The sequence below is a fragment of the Rhodococcoides kyotonense genome (assembly GCF_001645385.1).
GTDB classification, from domain to species: domain Bacteria; phylum Actinomycetota; class Actinomycetes; order Mycobacteriales; family Mycobacteriaceae; genus Rhodococcoides; species Rhodococcoides kyotonensis_B.
The window spans coordinates 24075-46942 of sequence record NZ_LVHI01000032.1 but is presented as its reverse complement, the minus strand read 5'-3'; the positions used below and the strand labels follow the sequence as shown (position 1 = coordinate 46942).

The 22868-nt window shown below is 65.2% G+C and carries 17 protein-coding genes; 7 read left to right on the top strand and 10 right to left on the bottom strand.

Translation table 11 applies throughout. From position 1 onward, the window contains the following. Nucleotides 1-29 precede the first annotated feature (29 nt). The 5 genes from A3K89_RS19795 to A3K89_RS19775 all read left to right on the top strand — a co-directional run bounded on the left by A3K89_RS19795 (nt 30) and on the right by A3K89_RS19775 (nt 6810). A complete protein-coding gene (locus A3K89_RS19795) occupies nt 30-590 on the top strand; it encodes a Jag family protein (protein WP_068430056.1) in 561 nt (186 codons plus the stop codon). Nucleotides 591-3141: 2551 nt separating this feature from the next. Beyond that, nucleotides 3142-3777: a 16S rRNA (guanine(527)-N(7))-methyltransferase RsmG gene (rsmG, locus tag A3K89_RS19790; RefSeq protein ID WP_068430053.1), complete on the top strand. Its 636-nt coding sequence runs from the start codon at nt 3142-3144 to the stop codon at nt 3775-3777. Between the two features lie 57 nt (nt 3778-3834). Beyond that, nucleotides 3835-4842, top strand: coding sequence for a ParA family protein (locus A3K89_RS19785; protein ID WP_068429630.1), 1008 nt, complete (start codon nt 3835-3837; stop codon nt 4840-4842). 4 nt (nt 4843-4846) lie between these two features. Next, nucleotides 4847-5890 (top strand): ParB/RepB/Spo0J family partition protein, encoded by a 1044-nt coding sequence (locus A3K89_RS19780; protein ID WP_068429628.1) that lies wholly within the window; start codon nt 4847-4849, stop codon nt 5888-5890. Between the two features lie 233 nt (nt 5891-6123). Then, nucleotides 6124-6810, top strand: a complete 687-nt coding sequence (locus A3K89_RS19775) for a hypothetical protein (RefSeq protein ID WP_068429625.1) — start codon at nt 6124-6126, stop codon at nt 6808-6810. Nucleotides 6811-6873: 63 nt separating this feature from the next. Here the strand turns inward: A3K89_RS19775 and A3K89_RS19770 are convergent, their stop codons facing one another. From A3K89_RS19770 to A3K89_RS19735, 8 genes are all read right to left on the bottom strand, one after another. Further along, complete coding sequence (locus A3K89_RS19770; protein ID WP_068429622.1) at nt 6874-8064, bottom strand: N-acetylmuramoyl-L-alanine amidase; 1191 nt, start codon at nt 8062-8064, stop codon at nt 6874-6876. Between the two features lie 193 nt (nt 8065-8257). Next, on the bottom strand, nt 8258-8590 hold the full coding sequence (gene trxA, locus A3K89_RS19765) for a thioredoxin (protein WP_068429619.1): 333 nt from the start codon (nt 8588-8590) through the stop codon (nt 8258-8260). 43 nt (nt 8591-8633) lie between these two features. Beyond that, complete coding sequence (gene trxB, locus A3K89_RS19760; RefSeq protein ID WP_068430045.1) at nt 8634-9623, bottom strand: thioredoxin-disulfide reductase; 990 nt, start codon at nt 9621-9623, stop codon at nt 8634-8636. A 118-nt stretch (nt 9624-9741) separates the two neighbouring features. Then, on the bottom strand, nt 9742-10458 hold the full coding sequence (locus A3K89_RS19755) for a hypothetical protein (protein WP_157105389.1): 717 nt from the start codon (nt 10456-10458) through the stop codon (nt 9742-9744). A gap of 57 nt (nt 10459-10515) precedes the next feature. After that, the gene (gene sigM / locus A3K89_RS19750; protein WP_068429615.1) at nt 10516-11109 is read right to left on the bottom strand and encodes an RNA polymerase sigma factor SigM; all 594 of its coding nucleotides are present in this window, start codon (nt 11107-11109) and stop codon (nt 10516-10518) included. A gap of 123 nt (nt 11110-11232) precedes the next feature. Further along, a complete protein-coding gene (locus tag A3K89_RS19745; protein WP_068429613.1) occupies nt 11233-15255 on the bottom strand; it encodes a lipid II flippase MurJ in 4023 nt (1340 codons plus the stop codon). Further along, on the bottom strand, nt 15252-17609 hold the full coding sequence (locus A3K89_RS19740; protein ID WP_068429612.1) for a DUF6049 family protein: 2358 nt from the start codon (nt 17607-17609) through the stop codon (nt 15252-15254). Before A3K89_RS19740 ends, A3K89_RS19745 begins: the two co-directional genes overlap by 4 nt. 3 nt (nt 17610-17612) lie before the next feature. Continuing rightward, entirely contained in the window at nt 17613-18179 is a 567-nt protein-coding gene (locus tag A3K89_RS19735; RefSeq protein WP_371828818.1) for an NUDIX hydrolase, read from the bottom strand. A gap of 75 nt (nt 18180-18254) precedes the next feature. Between A3K89_RS19735 and A3K89_RS19730 the strand changes: the two genes are divergently transcribed. Next, nucleotides 18255-19748, top strand: a complete 1494-nt coding sequence (locus A3K89_RS19730) for a CCA tRNA nucleotidyltransferase (protein ID WP_068429608.1) — start codon at nt 18255-18257, stop codon at nt 19746-19748. Nucleotides 19749-19780: 32 nt separating this feature from the next. Here A3K89_RS19730 and A3K89_RS19725 read toward each other — a convergent pair whose 3' ends face one another. Together A3K89_RS19725 and A3K89_RS19720 are read right to left on the bottom strand one after the other, a co-directional pair. Then, nucleotides 19781-21067, bottom strand: a complete 1287-nt coding sequence (locus A3K89_RS19725; RefSeq protein ID WP_068429605.1) for a hypothetical protein — start codon at nt 21065-21067, stop codon at nt 19781-19783. Nucleotides 21068-21091: 24 nt separating this feature from the next. Then, nucleotides 21092-22024 carry an NAD-dependent epimerase/dehydratase family protein gene (locus A3K89_RS19720; RefSeq protein ID WP_068430044.1) on the bottom strand — a complete coding sequence of 311 codons (933 nt, stop codon included), beginning with the start codon at nt 22022-22024 and terminating at the stop codon, nt 21092-21094. Nucleotides 22025-22163: 139 nt separating this feature from the next. On the opposite strand from A3K89_RS19720, the gene A3K89_RS19715 reads away from it, so the two are divergent. Continuing rightward, on the top strand, nt 22164-22853 hold the full coding sequence (locus tag A3K89_RS19715; RefSeq protein ID WP_068429604.1) for a TetR/AcrR family transcriptional regulator: 690 nt from the start codon (nt 22164-22166) through the stop codon (nt 22851-22853). Nucleotides 22854-22868: the final 15 nt, after the last annotated feature.

Sequence of the window (22868 nt, the reverse complement as noted above, 5' to 3'; positions counted from 1 at the left end):
TGAACGCTGGGGACGGAGCTGGTGAGGTCGTGGCAGTCGAAGCCGACAAGACAGTCGAAGACGAGGCCGTGAAGAAGGCCGCCGTCGACGAGACGATCGACGACGCGATCGATGACGACGAGGATGCCGAGGACTACTTGGTCGAAGAGGGCGAGATCGCCGGCGACTACCTCGAGCAGCTTCTCGACGTTCTCGACTTCGACGGTGACATCGACCTGGATGTCGAGGGCGACCGAGCGATCGTCAGCATCGACGGCGGCAACGATCTGAGCAAGCTCGTCGGACGGAAGGGTGAGGTGCTCGACGCGCTCCAGGAGCTGACGCGTCTCGCGGTTCAACAGTCGACCGGTGAGCGCAGCAAGCTGATGCTCGACGTCGCCGGCTGGCGCGCTGGGCGTCGGAGCGAGCTGAGCACCTTGGGTGTGGAGGCTGCGCGCCGCGTGCTCGAGAGCGGCGAGCGCGAGGAACTCGCCCCGATGACACCGTTCGAGCGCAAGATCGTGCACGACGCGGTCGCCAAGATCGACGGCGTCGAGAGCGAGAGCACTGGCGTCGAACCGTCACGGCGAGTGGTTGTCGTCAAAGCCTGACGATCACCCCGACACCTGGAAGGCCCCCGACTCCGGTTGGGGGCCTTCGTCGTTTCCGGGTTTCGATGCCACTCGCTGATGCGATGCCTATCGCCGCCCACACGATGCGAACCGCATTCCGCTCCGCTGTCGATCAAATCGTGCGGTGGAATTGCATGCATGTAGTTCGATCACGCCCTGGTTTCACGTGAAACGCGCGATGCGGCGAAACGTCACAGTGACGATGCGCGCCTAGGCCCTGGGTCGCGAGAATTCGGGGTTGAGACGCGATTTCAGCGCGTGGAGGTGGATGCCAAACGTCGTGGGCTGAGGTCTTTCGGTTTCACGTGAAACCGCGTCCGGTAAGAGCGGGTGTGTCGCAGCGTAGCTCGTTGGCGCTTCGTGGTTGGCACTCTCGATCGAGCGGGCTGCATGTGCGGGCAGTCTCGTGGCACGTCTTCCTTACTTCGCCGGCGGATGCGTCGACGCACACACCGATCTCGGATGTGTGTACAGAGATGGTGTCGGAAGCCAAGCGTCTGTATGGTCAGTCCTCGCCCATGAACGAGCTACTGGAGTGTGCTCAAAGTTTCGAGTGGCGCCGACGGTGTTGTCTCGAGGTGTGCGAACGACTTCGCCGGAACAACGCCTCGAGCTGACTGGGCGTGGATGCGTTGTGGTCGGGTGGGGCGGTGTCCGAACGAGGGTGAACAATAAACCGTGGCTCGGTCCTCCCCTGCCCTGCCGCTGCGGGTGGCGGCGAAGGTTGGTCAACTCCGAGTGGCTTCTGAGTTCGGTGCCGCGCGGATGCAGGCGGGCGCAAGCTGTCGTGTGGGTGCTGTGGTTGGCGGTAGCCGCGGTGCCAGGTTCGATTTGTTTCACGTGAATCGATGGCCGACGCAAGGTGGCCTGCGGAGCGATCCGACTGTCGCACCCGGCGGTGGTCGGTTCTGGGCGGTGGTCGGTTCGCGTAGCGATGGCGCAGCCGCATCCGTTTCACGTGAAACAGAAGAGGCTTTGCTCTGAGCACCGACCGGTCTGCCGGAAGACAGGTAGAAGCGCGGGACTATCGCGGTGCAGATTCCGCGGGGTGGTCGACGCGGTTCTGTCGGGTCGCACATGTCGTCCGGAAGCCGCATCATGGCTTCGAGTGCGCACAAGGACCGCGGCATGCTGCCGTCCTTATCCTCCGCTCTCCCGCGACGGGATCGGGTGGGTGCGCAGCGCACCGCCGTACAACCCAGGCGGGTCCCGACGGCACCCCATCGCTGTGGTCGCCGGCCAACGTATCGCGAGAGGAAGCCTCGAGAAGGAGCACCCACGTGAAGATATCGCGTGGTTCCGATTCCCGAAGCTTCACCGTGGACGTGGGCCCTGGGTCGACCAATCGGTCCGCCACGAACCATTTACCTCCACCGGAGATTTCGCAGTGCATCGCGAACCTGGGTCCGGGCCGTGTATCGATCGCAGCTCAATCGACGCCGGAAAATGCGACGTCGACCAATGGGGTGGGTTGGCGATTCGGATCAGGTGGCCGCGCTGGGGCAGCCCGGTGGAACCTGAGTCGACGTCTGCCCGGCCGTCGGGCCGAGCCCTGAATGAAGAATGGCTTCGGCCTACTGTTTCACGTGAATCAGCGAACATATGAAGAAGCACTCACGACGCGATCAGCTCTAGAGAAAAGCCCTCGGCTTCGTTGGTCAGTCGTCGATCTAGCTGATCGGCAATTGTTCAGATCTGACCAAGAGGGTGGAGCCGTTATCCGCCGAACTTGGTTGTGGCAATGCATGTCCGCCGTTATGTAGATTGTCGGCTCGTCCGAGTCGGCTGCTGTCACCGACCTTCGGCACGAGCCGCTATATCAGTAGCGCCCGGTCCTCTGTTCGATATGAGCGTGAGCGTGCGGTTTCACGTGAAGCGTCGGCTCGCGACAAGTGCTTGCGACGGCGCACCCGACCTGACCCAGGCCACATCCTGCGTCGACACATGAGGACCGCGGGCGCGTCACCGGACGTGTTGAACTACAGCACAGCATTCGGGTCTCCCCCCCCAGGGGACATGGTCGTGCCAAGGAGCAGTGCTTGGCGCCGGGCATCTCGTGAACGACGGATCGGGTAACCAGCATCTCTGGAATGGGCGCGGTTCAGCCCGTGTCCCGCACACAGATTCACGCAACCAACAGCCGCTCTCGGCGCGTGTGGTCCGCTCGTCGAGTTCACAATCCCCGCGCCGGTCTGAGGGTGTACGCACGGCGGGTGGTCTGCCGGCGATCGTCGTTGCCGTGCGATCCGTTATGTGTGCGGCTGTGTTGCTCGGACGAGGCCCCCAGGGGCGTTGCGGTCGAAACCGACGTCCGCGAGATCACTCGTATCGAAGGGCTCAGGGGACTGAGTTTCACGTGAAACCGCGCCTGACGTTTCACGTGAAACCCGGACTTTGTACTCGGCAATACTGAATTGTGATCGAGAGAACGAAGAGAAACGTGTCGGATGCGTCGGATAGTTTGGCGAACTGAGGCCCGACGCGGGAGGATGATTCAGTGGACTCTGAGGCGTTGAATGACGACCATGTGATGGCAACTGCAGAGCGCATATTCGGCCCTCGTTTCGATCTCGCGAAGAAGTATCACGAGTCTCTGGCAACCGATGGCGTCGAGCGCGGACTCATCGGACCCCGTGAGGTTCCCCGGTTGTGGGAGCGGCACATCTTGAATTGCGCCGTCGTAGCCGAGCTGATCGACGAGGGCGAGCGCGTCGTCGATGTCGGTAGTGGTGCCGGCTTGCCCGGAATCCCACTCGCGATCGCTCGGCCCGATCTACACGTCACGCTCGTCGAGCCCCTCCTCCGTCGGACCGTATATCTGGCGGAGTTCATCGAGGAGAACGATCTCAACGTTCTGGTCGTCCGAGGACGAGCGGAACAACCCGGTGTGAAGAAGGAGGCCGGCGGTGCCGACGTCGTGACGTCTCGGGCCGTCGCCCCGCTGGAGAAGCTCGCGAAGTGGTCCCTTCCGCTGATCCACGAGGGCGGGCGAATGCTCGCGTTGAAGGGCAGCAGTGCTGAGGAAGAGATCGAACGCGATCGGACTTCCCTTGCCCGTATGGGTGCTGGCAAGCTAGAGGTCGTGCAGTGCGGCGTCGGCGTCGTACCGACGCCCACCATCGTCGTTCGCGCTGAACGAGTTCCACGACGCTTTCAACGTTCATGACGTCTTCCAAGTTGTCACTAGTTCTGCACCAATCCAGTTCCGCACTAAGGAGCACATATGTCGGGTGGATCTGATCCAGCTGTTTCACGTGAAACACAGTCCGAGAACGGCAGCAAGACGCCGCGAGTCGATCGTCCGTCGTCGGCAGGTTCGGACTTCGGCGCCTACAGCAGTATCTCCCCCGACGACACTCCCATCGGTGCGGCCGCGCATCGAGCCAGCCAGGTGCTCCACCCTGGCAGCGTGACGCTTCCCAAGCCCGCGCAGCGCCGCATGCTCACCATCGCCAATCAGAAGGGTGGCGTCGGAAAGACCACGACTGCGGTCAACCTCGCCGCTGCGCTCGCGGTCCAGGGACTGACGGTGCTCGTGGTCGATCTCGACCCGCAGGGCAACGCCAGTACTGCTCTGGGCGTCGAGCATCATTCGGGTGTGCCGTCGAGCTATGAAGTTCTCCTCGGTGAGGTCACTGCCCGCGAGGCGATTCAGAAGAGTCCGAACAGCGATCGTCTGTACTGCATTCCGGCGACCATCGACCTGGCCGGTGCCGAGATCGAGCTCGTGTCCATGGTGGCTCGTGAAGGTCGTTTGAAGACCGCGCTTGCCGATCTCGAAGAGGTCGACGCCGATTTCATCCTGATCGACTGCCCGCCGTCGCTCGGCTTGCTCACCGTCAACGCATTGGTGGCGGCGACCGAGGTGCTGATCCCCATCCAGTGTGAGTACTACGCGCTCGAGGGCGTCGGGCAGCTTCTGCGCAACATCGAGCTCGTGCAGGCGCACCTCAACCCGGTGCTGCACGTGTCGACTGTCATTCTCACCATGTATGACGGCCGCACGAAGCTTGCCGATCAGGTTGCCGAAGAAGTGCGAAAGCACTTCGGCGACGCGGTACTGCGAGCTGTCATTCCACGAAGCGTCAAGGTATCCGAGGCGCCCGGGTACGGTATGACGGTCCTCGACTACGACCCGGGCTCGCGTGGAGCAATGAGCTACTTGGACGCAGGCAGAGAGTTGGCAGCCCGATCGGCGGTCGCGGCAACGGATGGAACGCAGGAGCGCTAGAGATATGAGTCAGGCACGAAAAGGTGGGTTGGGTCGCGGACTTGCGGCACTGATCCCTACAGGTCCGGAGGCCGGACCTCGCCTCGGCAACGCGGCTGCAGACGTCATCATCGGTAAGGAACGAACTGCCGCCGACGTCGAGAAGCCCGCTGTCGCGAAGGTCGAGAAAGAGAAGACGGCGTCTGCGCCGACCCCCACTCCCCCGGTGCGGAACACGGACGAGGATCTGGAGCCGGCCGGCGCCGTCTACCGCGAGATCGCACCGTCGCAGATTCGTCCGAACCCGAAGCAGCCGAGGTCGGTCTTCGACGAAGAAGCACTCGCAGAACTGGTGCACTCGATCCGTGAGTTCGGGTTGATGCAGCCGATCGTCGTGCGCGCTCTCGGTGACGACAAGTACGAACTCGTCATGGGTGAGCGTCGGTGGCGGGCGAGTCAGGAAGCCGGCCTCGAGTCGATTCCCGCGATCGTCAGGGAAACCACCGACGACGCGATGCTTCGAGACGCACTGCTCGAGAACATTCACCGCGTGCAGCTGAACCCCCTCGAGGAGGCGGCTGCGTACCAACAGCTTCTCGAAGAGTTCGAGGTTACACACGAAGAGCTGGCAGCGAAGATCGGTCGATCACGGCCCGTCGTCACCAACATGATTCGTCTGCTGAAGCTGCCGATTCCGGTGCAGCGTCGCGTCGCCGCGGGAGTTCTGTCTGCCGGGCACGCCCGTGCTCTCCTGTCGTTGGACGCTGGTTCCGACGCGCAGGAAGCGTTGGCAGCACGCATCGTCGCCGAGGGTCTGTCGGTGCGCGCGACCGAAGAAGCCGTCACGTTGGCCAACCGAAACGACGATGGTTCGCCATCCCCGGCGCCGCGGCGCAAGCCGATCCAGATGCCTGGGCTTCAGGATGTGGCGGATCGGCTGTCGGATTCGTTCGATACCCGCGTCACAGTCAGTCTCGGTAAGCGAAAGGGCAAGATCGTCGTCGAATTCGGCTCGGTCGACGATCTCCAGCGCATCGTCGACATGATGGAAAATCAGAAGGGAAAATAGCTCCGGATTTTCAGGTGCAGACCTACCGGCTACTTACGTCACTGTGACGAAGGTAGGACCACGGAGGTCGTCGAACGACGAAGGAGGATCGAAAAGTGTTGTCGCACAGACCTTTCAGCTCCTCCATGTTCCACGACGGTCGCAATCGGAGCGATCGCATATTCTTGACGAGGGTAAACGGCAACGGACGCTCACGATTGCCTGGATTCAGTGCTTGGAGGCTGAGGTAAGCAGTGTCGTCGTTCGTCACGGGGGTCACGCTCGACTCGTTCGATCAACTACCGGCGCACACTCGCCGGTGTCGTTTCTGGGTGCTCGATCCAGGAGTCGACACACCCAGTTCCGACTCACTCGACCTCGAGTTCGAGAACGAAGCGTGGCTGTCGATGATCATGCTCGAGTGGGGATCGTGCGGTCAGATGCTGTCGACCGGAGGAGAGAGCATCGGTTGCGCGTTGTACGCCCCGCCCGGAGCGGTCCCCCGCGCTTCGGCGTTCCCGACCTCACCCGTGAGCGCCGATGCGGTTCTGCTGACGACGCTTCGGGTCGAGTCCGAGGTCGATCGTGAGGACCACTCGGCCGCGCTGATGCAAGCCGTGGTTGCCGATCTCGTCAATCGAGGCGTGCGCGCACTCGAGGCGTTCGGAATACGCAAGACTGCTGAGGACGCGAACACCGGACCGACGGCCACATCGCGGCTGACATGTTCGGACACCGTGTGCATGATCGACGCAGATTTCCTCGAGAAGATGGGCTTCGACGTCGTCGCGCCTCATCATCGCTATCCGCGGCTTCGGCTCGAGCTGGATCGCGATCACGGGTGGAAGCAGGACGTCGAGAGCGCCCTCGAGCGGTTGCTGCTCGCGGCCAGCCTCACGATGGTCGATATCGAACACAAGGATCCGGTCGGCGTCGGATAGGGACCCTTGAACGACCGAGGGGCCGCAGGAGTGAATCCTGCGGCCCCTCGATCTATGTCGTGCTCAGCCTCGTTCGGCGGCAGCCAACTCCTCGGCCAACAACTCGGCGAAAGTGAATGTGCCGGTGGGCTGATCGTCCTGCCCGAGCAGATACAGACGCTTCACGGCGATGAGGATGGCTTCGGCGATGATGTCACGCGATCGAGGATCGCTGAGTACTTCGACGTCGGAAGTGTTGGTGAGGTATCCGATGTCGACCTGAACCGTCGGCATGTTGGTGAGTCGCAACAGATCCCACGTACGTCCGTGGCTACGGCAGTCGAGAAGTGGTGTGCGAGCGACGATTTCACGCTGGATGTAACCGGTCAACACCTGCCCGATGAGCGAGGTCGATCCGTGCGAATTGCCGAAGTGGAAGCTGGCGACGCCGTTGGCTGCCGGGCTGGAGCTCGAAGCACACCGCAGCGAGATCATCAGATCGGCGTTGAACGCGTTCGAGGTCTCGGCGCGTTCGGCGACTGTGGGGTTCGTGCCGCGCGCACGGGAGAGGAACGTCTCCATTCCCGTTGCGGCCATACGGCCTTCGAGTCGACTGGCGACGTCCCAGAGGATCTCGGCCTCGCTGATACGACCGAACATGCCGTCGACGATGAGTCCGGTGTCCGCGCCTCCCAGATCGGGATCGATGACGATACGTTTGCCGGTCAGTTGCGGACCGGACTGTCGGACGAGTTCTTCTTCGCTGATCGCATGTGGTGATCCGCCGGTGACGCGAGCACCCAGCAAGTCGAGCGACCGCAGGGTCGCCGGGCCACAGATGCCGTCGGGCGACAGGCCGATCTCACGCTGGAACGACGTGAGACCGTCGTGCGTCTTGGGACCGAAGTAGCCGTCGACGCGTTCGCTGTAGAAACCGAGGTCTTGAAGCCGGGTCTGCAGAGTCGCGACGTCGTCGCCGTACAGCGGGGCGGACAGCTGATAGATGAGGGTGCGGGCGCCGAGCCGGTACGACGCCTCCTTCAGGAAGCGATAGGTGGCCGGTCCGACGACGCCGTCGACCAGGAGGCCGCGATGCTGCTGAAACGCGCGGACGGCGCTGTCGAGCGCATCGTCGAACTCCGACACCGGTGCGGTCCAGTGCAACGGGTCCGACGAGTGCGCCGCCGCGTCCTCGTGCAGAAATCCCAGGGAGACGAGAGTGCTCCGTACCTCCGCAACGGCGGGTCCTGAATCGCCGCGACTGAGTCGGTGCATACCTGATTACCTCTCGTCGAAATTAGGTCGACTGCCGTGGAGACAGTATCCGCCTCCGGACGACATCTCGAGGGACGTCCGGAGGGCACGATGCCTCATTCAGTAGCCGATGTGCCGACGAACGCGTCGGCACATCGAATGATTGTCGCAGAAAGTGTTCGCCGAACTGCAATCCAGGCCGTTCGGCGACGGGTCACAACACCGCGTCGAGGTCCTTGAGCAGGGCGGCCTTGCCCTTCGCGCCCACGATCTGCTTCACGGGCTTTCCGCCCTGGAACAGGATCATGGTGGGAATCGACATGACCTTGAAGTCACGAGCGGCCTGCGGGTTGGCGTCGATGTCCAGTTTCGCGATCGTGAGCTTGTCGGAGTGTTCGGCAGCAATCTCTTCGAGAACCGGTGCAACCATCTTGCAGGGACCGCACCAGGTAGCCCAGAAATCGACGAGGACGGGCTTTTCGCTGGTCAGGACGTCATCGACGAACGATGCGTCGGTGATGGTGACGGTCTTCTTGTCATCGGACATCTCGGGTGTCTCCTCGGTTGGTCGAACGTGGGTTTTCGTTGGGTCAGGCGTTGACAGCGTCGACAGGCTGGTCGGCGTGCTCGAGCGTGTTGCTGGTGATGTCACCTTGCTCGGCGAGCCACCGCTCGGCGTCGATCGAGGCGGTGCAGCCGGTGCCTGCGGCCGTGATGGCCTGCTGGTAGACGTGATCCACCAGGTCGCCTGCCGCGAAGACGCCTTCGACGGACGTGGCGGAGGTCGGAGACGCAACCTTGACGTAGCCGGCGTCGTCCAGCTCGACCTGGCCCTTGACCAGTTCGCTGCGCGGGTCGTGACCGATCGCGACGAACATCCCCGTGACGTCGAGCGTCGACTTCTCGCCGGTGAGCGCGTTCTCGAGCGTGAGACCGGTCACCGACGTGTCTCCGAGAACCTCCAGGACGTTGGTGTCGGTGACGAAACGAATCTTCTCGTTCTTCTTCGCACGCTCGAGCATGATGCGGGATGCTCGGAATTCGCTGCGGCGGTGCACGATGGTGACACTGCGCGCGAAACGCGTCAGGAACGTCGCTTCCTCCATTGCCGAGTCTCCGCCGCCGATGACCGCGATGTCCTGGTCGCGGAAGAAGAAGCCGTCACACGTCGCACACGCACTGACGCCTCGTCCGAGGAGCTTCTCCTCGCCGGGGATGCTGAGGTAGCGAGCCGCTGCACCCATCGCAAGGATGACGGCGCGCGCTCGGTAGGTCTCGCCACCTGCGGAGATGGTCTTGATCTCGCCGGTGACGTCCAGTTCCTCGACGTCCTCGGTGCGGATGTCCGCGCCGAACCTCTTGGCCTGCTCGCGCATCTGCTCCATCAGATCAGGGCCCATGATGCCGTCGCGGAATCCGGGGAAGTTCTCGACCTCGGTGGTGGTCATCAAAGCTCCGCCGAACTGTGTGCCCTCGAACAGGATCGGCTCCAACTCGGCCCTGGCGGCGTACACACCAGCGGTGTACCCGGCCGGTCCCGAGCCGACGATGATGAGATCGTGAACCTTGGGCGTAGTCATGCGGGCCTTCCGATAGTCGTTCAGTGCTGAGCCGGTGGGCCGTGCCGCCGACGGATATGACAACACCAGGGTAGAGGGTGTTGTTCCCAGCCGGGTCGAGGCGCGGATCGCGGGACGTTCAGCTCAGGTCACGACGGAACAGGGGCTGTGGGTCGTCGACACCACAACCGGCACCCACTGCGAGGACGGTCAGACCGGCGTCGGGGCCACGGGAAAGGACGAGCATGGTGCCCTCACTTCCGTCGATGTCGACGGCGGCGGCACCCAGAACGACGCTGTTGCGATCGATTCCGTTGGCCTGCAAGCAATCCGGGAGAAGTCCGGCTTCGACGAGCTGTACCGGATCGCGGTTGGCCATCACCGACTGCACCACGGAGTCGTCGATGAGGGACGACTGTAGCGTCAGGACCGATTCCTCGCCCGGTCCGGCGACCACGTCGGGCTCCGAGGTGGAGGCAGAACGAACGAAAAGTGTTGTGGCGACGGCGATCACGATCGACGCAGCCGCAGCGATCAGCAGGGGACGGACCGAACGGGGAAGTCCGCGCGAGGATCCTGTCGACCCCGCGTTCCCGGCACCGGCGAGCGTACGGTCGATACGTTCGGCCACGTCGGGGGGCATCGACTCTCCACCGTCCAGATCGGCACCGACTGCGCGGAGCCGGGCCGACACCGCGTCGAGCGACGCCAAGATCCGCCGGGCATCGGCGTCGGCTTCCACGAGCGGCCAAAGCTTGGTGCTGATCGACTCCGGCAGAACGCCGGCATGGAGATCGGCGAGCAGTTCGACCGAGTAGGGCGCCATGGGTAGTGGCTCGGTACCGCGTGATGTCACTGCGGTCTCCTCTCCCGGCGCAGACGTACCTACACAGGGTAAGACGCGGTGGGTCGACTAACGGTTCCCGTCGTCCTGCAAGTACCGCAGCTGCACCGCCAGCTTCTGACGCGCTCTCGCGCAGCGACTCTTGACGGTTCCGGTGGGAACACCGAGCATCGCGGCGGCGTCCGCGACCGAGTAACCCTCCATGTCGACGGCCACGACTGCGGCACGCTGCTCCGGCGGGAGAGACATGAGGGCGCTGCGAACCTCGATCGAAGTCTCGACGTCGGACATCCGGTCGCGCGCATCGGGCGGTTCCTGCACATCGGTGTCGGCGAGCGGTGTCGTCGGTCGCGACCGGTTCCGTCGAATCCGGTCCAGACACGCATTGACGACGATCTTGTGCATCCAGCTCCGCACTGCGGCGTCCGCTCGGAACGATCCGGCCGTGCGGTGCGCCGACAGCAGCGCCTCCTGAAGCGCGTCGGCGGCATCCTCGTTGGTGTAGCTGGTGCGTCGCGCAGTCATCCACAGATGCTCGTGGTGCCGATGAACGAGCGCTGCGAACGCGTCGGGGTCACCCTGGACGTGCGCATTCAGCAGTTCGACGTCGGATCGGCCCCCGAGAAGCCCCCCGGCTTCCCCCTTGATCCCGAAAATCCCCATACGAAAACGGCTCCCCCCGTATTACCGCATTGAGGAGAGCCTAGGCCATGAAGACCGAACAGTACGAAACGTTCGATTTCACCTACTTTGCGTAGGTGAAATCGAACGTCTACGGGGAATGTGTCAGCTTCGGCCGGTGAAGCCGAAGTCGGCGATCGATGACTGATTGCGACCGTTCTCGGTGCTCAACCCGGTAATCCACAACAGCACGTGGTCGGTGGGTTCGGTTGCGGTGAGCGGAATATCCGTGACGCCCTGTCCGAGCGTGGCCTGCCCGATCACGGTGGTGTCGCTCAAGCTGGGCGAGTCGCTGGGCGCAGAGCGGATCTCGACGACCGTTCCAGCAGACGGTGAGTTGACGAATGCACTGGTCAACACCTCGGACGACGGCAGCGTCGCCAGCAGCCCGACGCCGTTCTTCAGCGACGGGAACGGCTGGAAGTACGCGTCCGTCTGCCACACGGTCGCCGGGTCGCCGTCGATCGCGTTCTGAGCCGTGGCGGCGCTGTCGGCACTGCCCTGCGGCGAGAAGACCTCGACCGAATCGATCGTGACGGGTGCTGCGGCCGGTGCCTGCGCTTCGGCGGCGCCCGGTGCAGCAGGGGCGGGCACGCTGGTGGTCAGTCCGAAGTCCTGCTCGGTCAGCGGCTCGTCGGAGCTACCGCCCGCAAGGAACGTGAACAACCAGTACCCGGCGAACCCGAGTACGACGACGGTGAGCACACCCAGCACGACCAACGCGATGTTGGTGCGCTTGGACCGCAGTTGCTGAGCCGCGATTTCCTCCGGGTCCGCCAACGAATGTCCGGACGCACCCGCGGGCCGCTGGCCGAGCCGCAGCGCAGGCATGAGGTCGGTCTTGTCGTTGACGACGGCCGCCTGGTCGAGCACGTGCTGAACCGTCGCAGCCGTGCGGATTCCGCTGTTCTGCTCGAGTGCGCGTGTCGCGACGGCCGAGATCTCGAACGGCACGTCGGAGCGAATACGACGCGGCTCGACGGCATTGCCGTTCGAATCGCGGTCGGCGGGCTTCATACCTCCGACGGCACGCGGCGGCGCACCGGGACGGTCCGACGCGTCGGCCAGAGGCCAGCGCGCGGTGATGAGCGCGTAGAGCATCGCGCCGAGTCCGCGCACGTCCGACGCCGGTTCGGCGTCGGCGAGCGTTGCCGGGAACGCGAGCACCGCGTTTCCGCTGGTGCTGATGCGCACGCGATCGGGGTGATCGATGGACAGCGCGCCACCGCTGCGGTGTGCAGCTTCGGCTGCTGCCGCGAGCGCCTTGATGGCGCGTGCTGCTCCCGTCGGCGACGGTACGGTGTCGGCCATTTCTCGCAGTGAGCGTCCCGGCGTCCATTCGGCGACGACGATGCCACCCGAGCTGCCGCGGACGACGTCGAGCACCCGGGCGAGACCGGGAGAGTTGATACGGCCGAGACGCAGCGTCCGCGACAGGATCGCCTGCGGGCCCTCGGGTCGGTCGGGAGACACCGACGTCGCCTGCTGGTCGGCGTCGACGAAGGTCAGCGCGACTTCGCGGTCGAGTTTGACGTCGTGCGCCTGCCAGAACTTCAGTCCGCGTGCACCGCCGTGCGGGGCGAGCAGACGGTAGCGACCGCCGGCGACCGAGGCGCCGGGAATGAGCTTCGGTCCGCGCAGCGCACGCGTCGGCTCGGGCTGCGACTCGGGCCGACCTTCGACGGCAGGTGCTCGCACGGTGGCAGGCGGTTCCGTAGCGTTCTTGCCCGCGTCGGCGTCCTTCTCGTCCGCCGAGTCCTCGGGTTCGACCTGTGCAGCCTGAGCTGTGTCCACCGAAGCCGTCTTGCCCGTGGTGGACGCGTCGGTCGCAGGGACGGCCTTTACCTCGGCCGTTTTGTCGGCGTCGGGTGCCGGAGCAGCCGCGTCGCCGGATGTCTTCTTCTTGTCGGGTGACGACGCCGTCGGTGTGGCCTGGGTGGATGCGGCCTTCGCGCGCTCGTCCACCTCGACTCCTCCGGTCTTCTGGTCCGTGCCGTCGGCAGTGGACTCGGCCGGCCCCCCAGCCACTTCGTCGTCCGTCACTCTCTCTCCTTCGCGCGCTTCTACCCCGAGTTGTGCTGCCTGTCTGCTCCCGTAGGGCTGACCTGCAGAAGTCTGCGGCCCGGTCCGCCGGGGTCCAGGGTACGGGAGTCCCTGCTCCGCAGCGCCCCTTGCAGGGGTAGAGCGAACGACCGGTATCGAATCGGTAGTTTCGGGCGTCGCAGGCACGGGGTTCGTCGCGCTCTCGGCGGGTCGCCCGCGCAGTTTCCGTACGACGCGTCCGACCGCGACGGTCACCGCGAGCACTTCGGGTATGCGGCCGAACCACAGGATGCCGAACGTGATGCCGAGCATGAGAACCGCGCAGATACCGACGCGCAGCATCGCGCCGATCATGCCCAGGGGCTCGGTGAGTCCGCCCAGGTCGGCGACTCGGTCGATGGCAAGCATGGCTGTTCCACCGGCGGCGGACGCCATCAGGACCATCCAGATGGTCTTGCCCACGTTGATCATGCGCAGATCGCCGAGGCTGCGGTGCAGCAGGAAGCCACCGATGCAGGCACCGACCACGAAACCGAGACCGTTGGCGACACCGAGCCAGAGCACGACCTGCTCGTCGTCCGAAGCGATGACCGGGGCGAGAGCGGACAGCGCGATCTTGACGCCGGTGATGCCGAGGATGATCCACGTCGGCGTCCAGGCCTGTTCGCGGGCGTAGAACACGCGCAGGTGGATGAGGACGAGTGCGTACGGAATCAGCGTGAAGGCAGACCAGCTGACGGCTTCACCGAGGCGGGGGGCGTCGTCGGCGAAATTCCCGAAGCCGAACAGTGCCTCGCCCACCCACGGCCCGGCGAACGTCAGGAACACCACGATCGGAACGAGCGCGACGAGCGTGAGCCGCGTCGCGACCGACAGATCGTCGACGACGGCAGGGTCGTTGCCCTCGGCCGCGTTACGGCTGAGGCGCGGCATGATGGCCGTCAACACGGTGACGCCGAGGATGCCGTACGGCAGTTGGAGAAGTATCCAGGCCTGCGAGTAGATCGCGGGGCCCGAGGCGTCGGCACCAGACGAGATGTTCGTCGCGTAGATCAGTCCGATCTGGCTGATGACGACGTACAGGATGATCGCCGCGGCCATCCCACCGAACGCCTTGAGGCGGGCGTCGAACCCCCACAACGGCCGAAGGTCGACCTTCTCCCGCTTCAGTGCCGGAATCAGCGCGGCTACCTGCGTCACGACACCGGCCGTGACTCCGAGACCGAGGATCAGCACGTGCGGATCACTCATCTCGACGGGATCGAGCGTGATCTCGCCGGGGACGAAGAAATAGAGGGAGAAGATGCCCAGGACCACCAGGTTGTTCCATACCGGCGCCCACGCGCCGGGACGGAAGTTCTGACGCGTGTTCAGAACGGCCGTGAGCAGGCCGGACAGGCCGTAGAACAGGATGGCGGGCAACAGTAGATAGGACAGCGCGGTCGTCAGTTCGTTGCTGACCTTGGCGTCGTCCTTGATCAGCATGGTGCTCAGGAGCGGTGCGCTGATCGTGGCGATGACGGCGACGACGAACAACATCGTGAACGCGACGGTGAACAGCCGACGGATGAACGACGTACCGCCGTCGGGATCCTCCATCTCGGCCCTGACCAGGACCGGAACGACGATCGCGGTGAGCACGGCGCCGAGGACGAGCTCGGAGATCATGTTCGGCAGGATCGTCGCCGCGGTGAACGAACTGGCAATCGCGCCGCCGAGGATCGCCAGCATGACGATCTGTTTGAAGAATCCGGTGATGCGGCTGACGAGCGTCGCGACGGCGATCGATCCCGTCGACGCCAGCAAGCTCTTCTGCGGCTTCGGTTCGGGCTTCTCGGGTTCCGGAACCGGAGCGGTCGCGACCGGCGCGAAATCCTCGTCCCGAAATCGCGGGATCAGCTGCGTGACGGAATTGTCCGGGGCCGGTCCGCCGTCGGGCGACGGCGGTGCCGGGTAGCTGCGCATCTCACGGACGGGTTCGCGTTCCCACGGCGCCTGCCGAGGCGGCGCCGTGCGACGGAATACCTGTGCTGCGGGCAGCCGTGGGCGCGGGACGTCCCCTTCGTACGGGATGTTCCCGGTCATGGTCGTTCGTACCCTTCGTCAGCCGGGTCGGGTTGCCCCCTGAACCTGTGCCACAGTCGGCGCCCTGCGAGCAACAGCAGAAGGACTCCAGCGCAGGCGGTGATGATCGCGAGAGCCTGTCCGTACGCATTCGACCGTACGGACACGGTGGTTGCCTCGCCCAATTGTTGCCCGTCCAGCGTCGTCAACGCGAAGTCGACCGACAGATTGCGGGAGTCGTCGACCTGCGCGGGCACGGTGATCGTGCGGCTCCCGCGCGCGGGAAGAGCCGTTGCGCCGACGTCGGAGATCGTCATTTCCGCTGGTGCGTCGACCTTCAGCCGCACGTTGACGGGTACGGGGAGGTCGTTGCGTGCGACGAGCAGCAGCGGACTCTGCTCCGAAGCCAGTGTGTAGACGCCGCCGGGTGCGACGACCGTCACTGCTCCGAACATCCGGTCCAGCGACGTCTCGGACGCATCCATCCGGGTTCGCGACATCGCGGCTGCGTATTCGGGTTCCGTGTCGCGGCCCGCGGTCGTGAGTGCGCGCAGTAGGTCCTCACGCAGCGGTGCGGTGAACAGCCGCGGGGTCAGGGCCGACTGCGGATCCTCGACGACGGACGCCCGAAGCGATTCGATGCGCGCACTCTGCGCGCGCACGCGGTCTTCAAGGTTCGTGTCGCGGTCCACCTGCGGCACCGTCCTGGTCTCGACGGGCATCCCCGTCGGTGCTTCGGCGACCAGACTGGTCAGGGGTCGTGGCGTCGCGAGACCCGACCGCAGCATCGACGACACGGACGACAGAATCGTCGTCGGCTCGTCGCCGCCTGCGGTCCAGTACTGCGGCGGGGCGATCGTCACGGCCCGCGGGGAACCGTCGGGTTCCTCGAGCGCGTGATAGAACATCGCACCGACGGCATCTTGCAGTCGTGCGGCGCGGGAATCCCCGGACAGGTCGTAGCGCTGGTCCTCGGGCGTGAAATCGGGGGTCGACGGCACCTCACCGACTCCGGCGAGCGCGGTGGCCGACGCCGAGTCGAACGCCGTCGTGTTCAGTGGGGCGTCGACGGTACTGCCCCCTGCGACAGCGGCGACGCCTCCCGCTGCGGCGGGCGCGATGCTGTTGTCGGCGAGCAGCGCAGTGGTCGGGCCGGTCGAGCGCAGGGCCGCGGCCGCAGGCGCACCCAGCTGTCCCGACGCGCTCCACACGACATCGCGCACCGACGTCACGCCCAGGATCGAATCGACGATGTCCGACGGCGACTCGAGGGCGCTCGCCGCCAGGGTGGCGTCGCCGACGTTGCCGATCGCGTCGAGGTCGACCTGCGCGAACGGGACCGCGGTCACGCACATCGAGTCGGCGAGGGTCTGCAGGCGGGACAGCCACGCTGCGGCGGCGTCGCTGCCGGTTCCGTCGCGCGCGGGGCCGGACGGGTTCGCCGGATCGTCGACGACCAGATAGCCGCGCTGCATGTTGGCGACGGTGACGAGCAGGTCGGGGTCGATCGCCAGGCACATGCTGTCGGTGAGTCGATTCTCCGGATCGAGCTGATCGGTCGTCGTGAATTCGACGGCTTGGAGCAGTTCGTCGAGACGGCCGCCCGTCGCGAGTTCGCCGGCGAGGTCGTCGTCGACGAGCCTGATCTTGTCCTCGATGGTTCCGGGATTTCCTGCGGCCAGCCGTGGCTTGTCGGCGAGGGGCCAGAGGATCGTCGTCGCGACGGGATCTGTCGTGCTCGGCGGCAAGGGCACCGACGTCGGATCCGACGGGTCGCGCGGTACGCCGGTGACGGGCAGCAGGAACCGGGCGTCGTCGAGTCGCGCTGTTCCGCCGTACTCCGGGGTGCCGTTGACGTTGAGCAGCAGCGGGTAGACGCCGGGGCGATCGATGTTCAGCGACGGGTTCGTCGTGCTGCGCAGTGGCATCGAGACGGTGAACTGCGTGCTCGCGCCTCGCTCGAGGCTGTCGGTGACCGTCTGGAACTCGCCCGCGTACGGGTATTGCTCCTGATCGCGCGACAGGGACGTGCGCAGTTCCGACGGCTGATCGACGGCGTCGGCGCCCTGCATGCGCACGCTGATGTCGTCGACGCGTCGGTCACCGGTGTTCGTGACGGTGGCACGCACGGTCACGAACGGTTCGCTGCTGGTGGTCACGGTTCCGGGCGCGACCGTGTCGATCGACAGCTCCAGGAACTGGCTGCCGCGCGTCGTCTCGGGAAGGTCGCTGTCGGCGGACTGATAGGTGACCTCGGTGCTCGACGACGGGATGCTCGAATCGGACCCGTCCGGCTCCTGCGCCAGAGCCACCGAGGGCGCCGACGCAAGGAGGACTGCGGTCAATGCAGCCGCAGTGACCCGTGGCAACCGCACTTCTCACTCCCTGCCGACGGGCGTCTCGGGATCCGGGTTGCTCATGCCCTCGATCAGTTGGCTGGCGATCGCGGCCAGTTTACGTTCGTCCGCGTACGCGAGCTTCGACGACAGTTCGCTCAGCGGAACCCACGCCACCTCGGTGACCTCGACGTCCTCGTCGGACAGCTCGCCGCCGAGAAAGCGCAGAAGGTAGTGGTGCACGGTCTTGTGGACGCGACGGCCCTCGGTGACGAACCAGTAGTCGATGCTGCCCAGCGAAGCGAGCACATCCCCGCGGATGCCGGTCTCCTCGGCGACCTCGCGCATCGCGGTCTGTTCCGCGGTCTCGCCCTGCTCGATATGGCCCTTCGGCAGCGACCACAACAACCGTCCACGACGGTCGGTGCGGCCGATGAGAGCGGCGCAACGCTGGGACGGAGGCCCGTCGAGACCGTCGACGACCAGGCCGCCTGCCGACGTCTCACGCACGGTTCTGAGTTTGGGCTTGTCGCCGTCGGCACGTGCGGGCCGCCGCCGCGGGTTGCGGCGGCTCCTGTTCGCACGTTCGCCAGCAGACACCCAATCAATACTAGAGGGAAACCACGGCTTTCCTTTGCTCCCTCTCCGTCCTGCCGCACGACCTCTCGCCTAGGCTCTATCCACGTGGCAGAACAGTCTCCGTCCCCCCGACACTCCGATGCGTCCTCGGGCGCCGGTTCGGACGCGGACCGCCGCGAGCGCCTGCTGACGTCGGCCCGCGAGACGCTGTCCGGATTGTCCGACCTCTTGACCCCTCTGGCCGCCCGGTTCGCCGCCGAGGGACACGATCTGTACCTCGTCGGCGGGAGCGTTCGCGACGCGGTTCTGGGACGGTTGTCCGGAGACCTCGACTTCACCACGGACGCACGACCCGAGGTCGTCCAGAAGTTGCTGACCGGCTGGGCCGACAATCAGTGGGACACCGGGATCGCGTTCGGGACGATCAGTGCCGCCAAGAACGACCAGCTGATCGAGATCACGACGTTCCGCACCGATTCGTACGACCAGGTCTCGCGCAACCCGGAGGTCGAGTACGGGAAGAGCCTCGAGGAAGATCTCGTGCGACGCGACTTCACCGTCAACGCGATGGCCGTTCGGATCGGCGCCGACGGCACCCAGGAGTTCGTCGACCCCCTCGGCGGCATGGACGCGTTGCTCGAAGGACTGCTGGATACGCCGTCGTCGCCGGAGAAGTCCTTCGGTGACGACCCACTCCGCATGCTGCGTGGCGCGCGGTTCGTCTCGCAGCTCGGTTTCGCATTGATGCCTCGCGTACACGCCGCGATCACCGAGATGGCCGGCCAGATAGAACGCATCACGGCCGAGCGTGTGCAGGTGGAGCTCGACAAGCTGATCCTCGGTGAGTACCCCGTCGAGGGAATCGACGTCATGTGCGAGACCGGGCTCGCCGGCTACGTCCTGCCCGAGGTGCCCGCGATGAAGCTCGAGATCGACGAGCATCACCAGCACAAGGACGTCTACTGGCATTCGCTGACGGTACTGAAGCAGGCCATCGACCTCGAGGACGGCGACCCCGATCTCGTATTGCGTTGGGCTGCACTGCTTCACGACATCGGCAAGCCCGACACCCGACGTCACGAACCGGGCGGCGGGGTCAGCTTCCACCATCACGAGGTCGTCGGCTCCAAGATGGTCAAGAAGCGTATGCGAGCGCTCAAGTACTCGAAGAGGATGATCGACGACGTCTCGCAGCTCGTCTTCCTTCACCTGCGTTTCCACGGCTACGGCAAGGGCCAGTGGACCGATTCCGCGGTGCGGCGCTACGTCACCGACGCCGGCGATCTACTTCCCAAGTTGCACAAGCTCGTTCGCGCGGACAGCACGACGAGGAACAAGCGTCGAGCAGCGGCACTGCAGGCCACGTACGACGACCTCGAAGAGCGGATCGCGGCGATCGCCGCGCAGGAGGACCTCGCCCGCGTGCGACCGGATCTCGACGGCAACGCGATCATGGAACTGCTCGGCATCCCCGCGGGGCCCGAGGTCGGCAAGGCGTGGAAGTTCTTGAAGGATCTTCGGCTCGATCGGGGGCCGCTCCCCCGCGAGGAAGCGGAGCGAGAGTTGTTGGCGTGGTGGGAAAGCGCTTCGCGCTCGTGAGTGTCTATGTATAGCCCTCTATACATTCGCACTCACGTGCGGCGGAGCCGCATCACCACCGCCGCCAATCCCAGCAGATAGACGACACCACCTCCGAGCACGACGGCGTGCGCGGATGCCTCACCCGCGAGATCGGTCGTCGACGGGCCGACGACGAACGCGGCGACGGCGAGCGCCGCGACGAAGAAGATGTTGAAGACGGTGTCCTGCAATGCGAACACGCGCCCGCGATGGTCGTCGTCGATCTCGGTCTGCATCGACGCGTCGCCCGTGAGCTTGATGGTCTGGCCTGCGATGCCGAGCAGGAACGCGCCGATGAGCAGACTCGTCTGCGTGAGCCCGTCGATGAAGGTCACCTGTACGACGGCGGCCAGTGCGAGTGCGCCGATGATCGATCGGACGCGACCGAACTTCGGCAGCAGGAAGGGCGTCAGAACTGCCGCGATCAGCATGCCCGCAGCCGTTGCTCCGACGGCGATGCCGAAGCCGGCCAACCCGCCGGGCAGTGAGCGGGGCGTCGATTCGCGCAGGATCAACACCATGACGAGAGTGTCGACGCCGAACACGATGCGGTGGGTGCCGATGCCCATCATCGCGGCGGTGACCGTCGGCGACTTCCATACCGCGACGGCACCGGACTTCAATCCGGCTGCGATGTCCGCGAATGCACGTGATGTTCCGTCGTCGGGAATCGTTGCAGGACCCAGCGATTGGCGCGGAAAACGTGCCGCGGCAACCGATCCGACGATCGATCCGACGGCCGACACTGCCACGGCGACACCCGATCCGGTGTCGCCGGCGCCGATGTACCCGATGATCCCGACGGCCGCTCCTGCTCCCGCGGCTGCGAAGCCTGAACCGATGGTCGCGAGAAGCGAATTCATCGGCACGAGCCACGATGTTCGGACGACGTGCGGCAGGGACGCGGACACGCCGGCCAGAACGAACCGACTGAGGCCGACGGTCGTCAACGCGAGGAGAAGGAGCGCGGTCTCGCCGCCCCCGGTGAACAGAACCGTGGCGGTGACGGCGATGAGGACCATGCGAAGCACGTTCGCCCACAGCACTACTGCGCGCCGATCCCATCGGTCGAGCATCGCGCCTGCGAACGGCCCGATGATCGAGTACGGCACCAACAGAACGGCGAATCCGGCGGCGATGGCCGCCGGATTCGATTCGCGTTCGGGATTGAACAGAATTGCCCCGCTGAGCGCCGCCTGGAAGAGGCCGTCGCCGAACTGTCCTGCGAAGCGAATCGCGGTGAGCTTGCCTGCACCGGGCGAATTGCGCAGTCGCGCCAGGAAGGTCTCGTCGCTCACTTACAGGACTGTAGCCCCAGTTACCTACGACGCCTGTGCCAGCTCCTTGTCCTTCCACCACGCGACGGTGGCAGCGGCACCGTCGGACAGCGGTGTCGGACGTAGCCCGAGCATCTTCTCGCTCGCCGAGCTGTCGAGCACGTACGGGTGCTCGAACTGATACAACGTGTCGCCGAGCTCCTTGATCGGACCGGACACGACGCCGAGCGACTTCATCATCCACGACGGGATGGTTCCGACTTTCGGTGTCGGAGCGTGTGCTGCACGTGCGAAGGCCTCGATCATCTGGCGCTGCGTGACGGCGGGGGCGGTCGGCGCGTGCAAGAAGGTGTTCCACAGCGACGGGGTGGCTGCTGCCTCGATCATCGCGACGGCGAAGTCGGGCACGTACGTGAACGAGTGTGGCAGATCGGCGTCGGCGATCACTCGAACAGTGCTGTGCGACAATACTTTCGGTACCACGCGATCGCCCATGTGTGCCGACAGGACGCGCGGCCCGTAGAAATCCGAGGCGGCGACGCTGACCGTCGGTGTCGCGTGCGCATCGCGGGCGGCGAGCAATTCGGTGCGGACGCCGAGCTTGCGGTGGGTGGCGACGCGCGGCGAGTCCTCACGGATCGGGCCGTCGATGTAGCCGTAGGAGTAGAGACTCTCCGGGAACACGACGACGGTGCCGGCGGCCGCGTCGAGCACGCGCCGTTCCATGGTGGGAAGCTTTGCGCGCCACACCTTGTCCTCGTACGCGACGTGAGTGCAGTGGTAGATCGCCGTCGCGTTCTCGAAATGACCACGGAGATCGTCGGTTTCGATGTCGACGCGTCGCTTCTCGATCGACGGGTGGTCGGGGCCCGAACCGGAACGGGTGAGCACTCGGACGCGGTGACCTCGCTCGGCGAGCTGTTCGGCGACGGTCCATCCGACGGGCCCTGCACCGGTGACGACGTGTAGCTGGTTCATGATCTCTCCTTCAAGTGTGAGCACTGCTCTCTGTTTGTACTTCGAGTGTGCACCCGCCCGCGGCAGAAAGCAAGAGCACTGCTCTCTAGTTTGGAATTGTCCGAACAGCCTGAGAGCACCGCTCGCTATTGTGTGAGCCATGCCGACTACCCCCCGCGAACGAGCTCGCGCGCAGACGCTTGCCGACATCACCCGAATCGGCCGTCAGCACCTGGCCGCAGACGGGGCTGCCGCGCTGTCGTTGCGCGCCGTCGCGCGAGATCTCGGGGTCGTGTCGTCGGCGGTCTATCGGTACGTCAAGAGCCGCGACGAACTGCTCACCCTTCTCGTCGTCGACGCCTACAACGAGCTCGGTGACGAGGTGGACGCTGCGGTGGATGCCGTCGACGACTCGATGGAGAAATTCCTGACGCTCGGCCGGGCTGTCCGTGCCTGGGCGAGGCGAGAACCCGCGTCGTACGCGCTGTTGTTCGGTAGCCCTGTTCCCGGCTATCACGCGCCGGCCGAGCAGACGACCGGACCGGGCATACGCGTCATCGTGAAGCTCGTGCAGGTCTTCGACCAGGCGGATCGCAACGGCCGGTTGTCGACGCCCCCGTCTCCGGTCCCGCTCGAGTCTTTGCACGACGACTTCGCGACGGTTCGTAACGAAATGGGAACGGAGATGTCCGACGCGGCCCTCGCCGGTGGCGTTCTGGTGTGGGCGTCGCTCTTCGGCGCGGTGAGCTTCGACGTGTTCGACCAGTACGGATCGGCGAATTTCGTGGATCGTGAGCTGTTGTTCGAGCATCAGCTCGCGCTGCTGGCGGGGCTTGTCGGGCTGTCCTGACGCGACGAAACTTTC

Coding starts and splice junctions, on each gene's coding strand:
- rsmG (WP_068430053.1), top strand. CDS start 3,142: ATGGCAACTGCAGAGCGCATATTCGGCCCTCGTTTCGATCTCGCGAAG.
- A3K89_RS19785 (WP_068429630.1), top strand. CDS start 3,835: ATGTCGGGTGGATCTGATCCAGCTGTTTCACGTGAAACACAGTCCGAG.
- A3K89_RS19780 (WP_068429628.1), top strand. CDS start 4,847: ATGAGTCAGGCACGAAAAGGTGGGTTGGGTCGCGGACTTGCGGCACTG.
- A3K89_RS19770 (WP_068429622.1), bottom strand. CDS start 8,064: ATGCACCGACTCAGTCGCGGCGATTCAGGACCCGCCGTTGCGGAGGTA.
- trxA (WP_068429619.1), bottom strand. CDS start 8,590: ATGTCCGATGACAAGAAGACCGTCACCATCACCGACGCATCGTTCGTC.
- trxB (WP_068430045.1), bottom strand. CDS start 9,623: ATGACTACGCCCAAGGTTCACGATCTCATCATCGTCGGCTCGGGACCG.
- sigM (WP_068429615.1), bottom strand. CDS start 11,109: ATGGGGATTTTCGGGATCAAGGGGGAAGCCGGGGGGCTTCTCGGGGGC.
- A3K89_RS19745 (WP_068429613.1), bottom strand. CDS start 15,255: ATGACCGGGAACATCCCGTACGAAGGGGACGTCCCGCGCCCACGGCTG.
- A3K89_RS19720 (WP_068430044.1), bottom strand. CDS start 22,024: ATGAACCAGCTACACGTCGTCACCGGTGCAGGGCCCGTCGGATGGACC.
- A3K89_RS19715 (WP_068429604.1), top strand. CDS start 22,164: ATGCCGACTACCCCCCGCGAACGAGCTCGCGCGCAGACGCTTGCCGAC.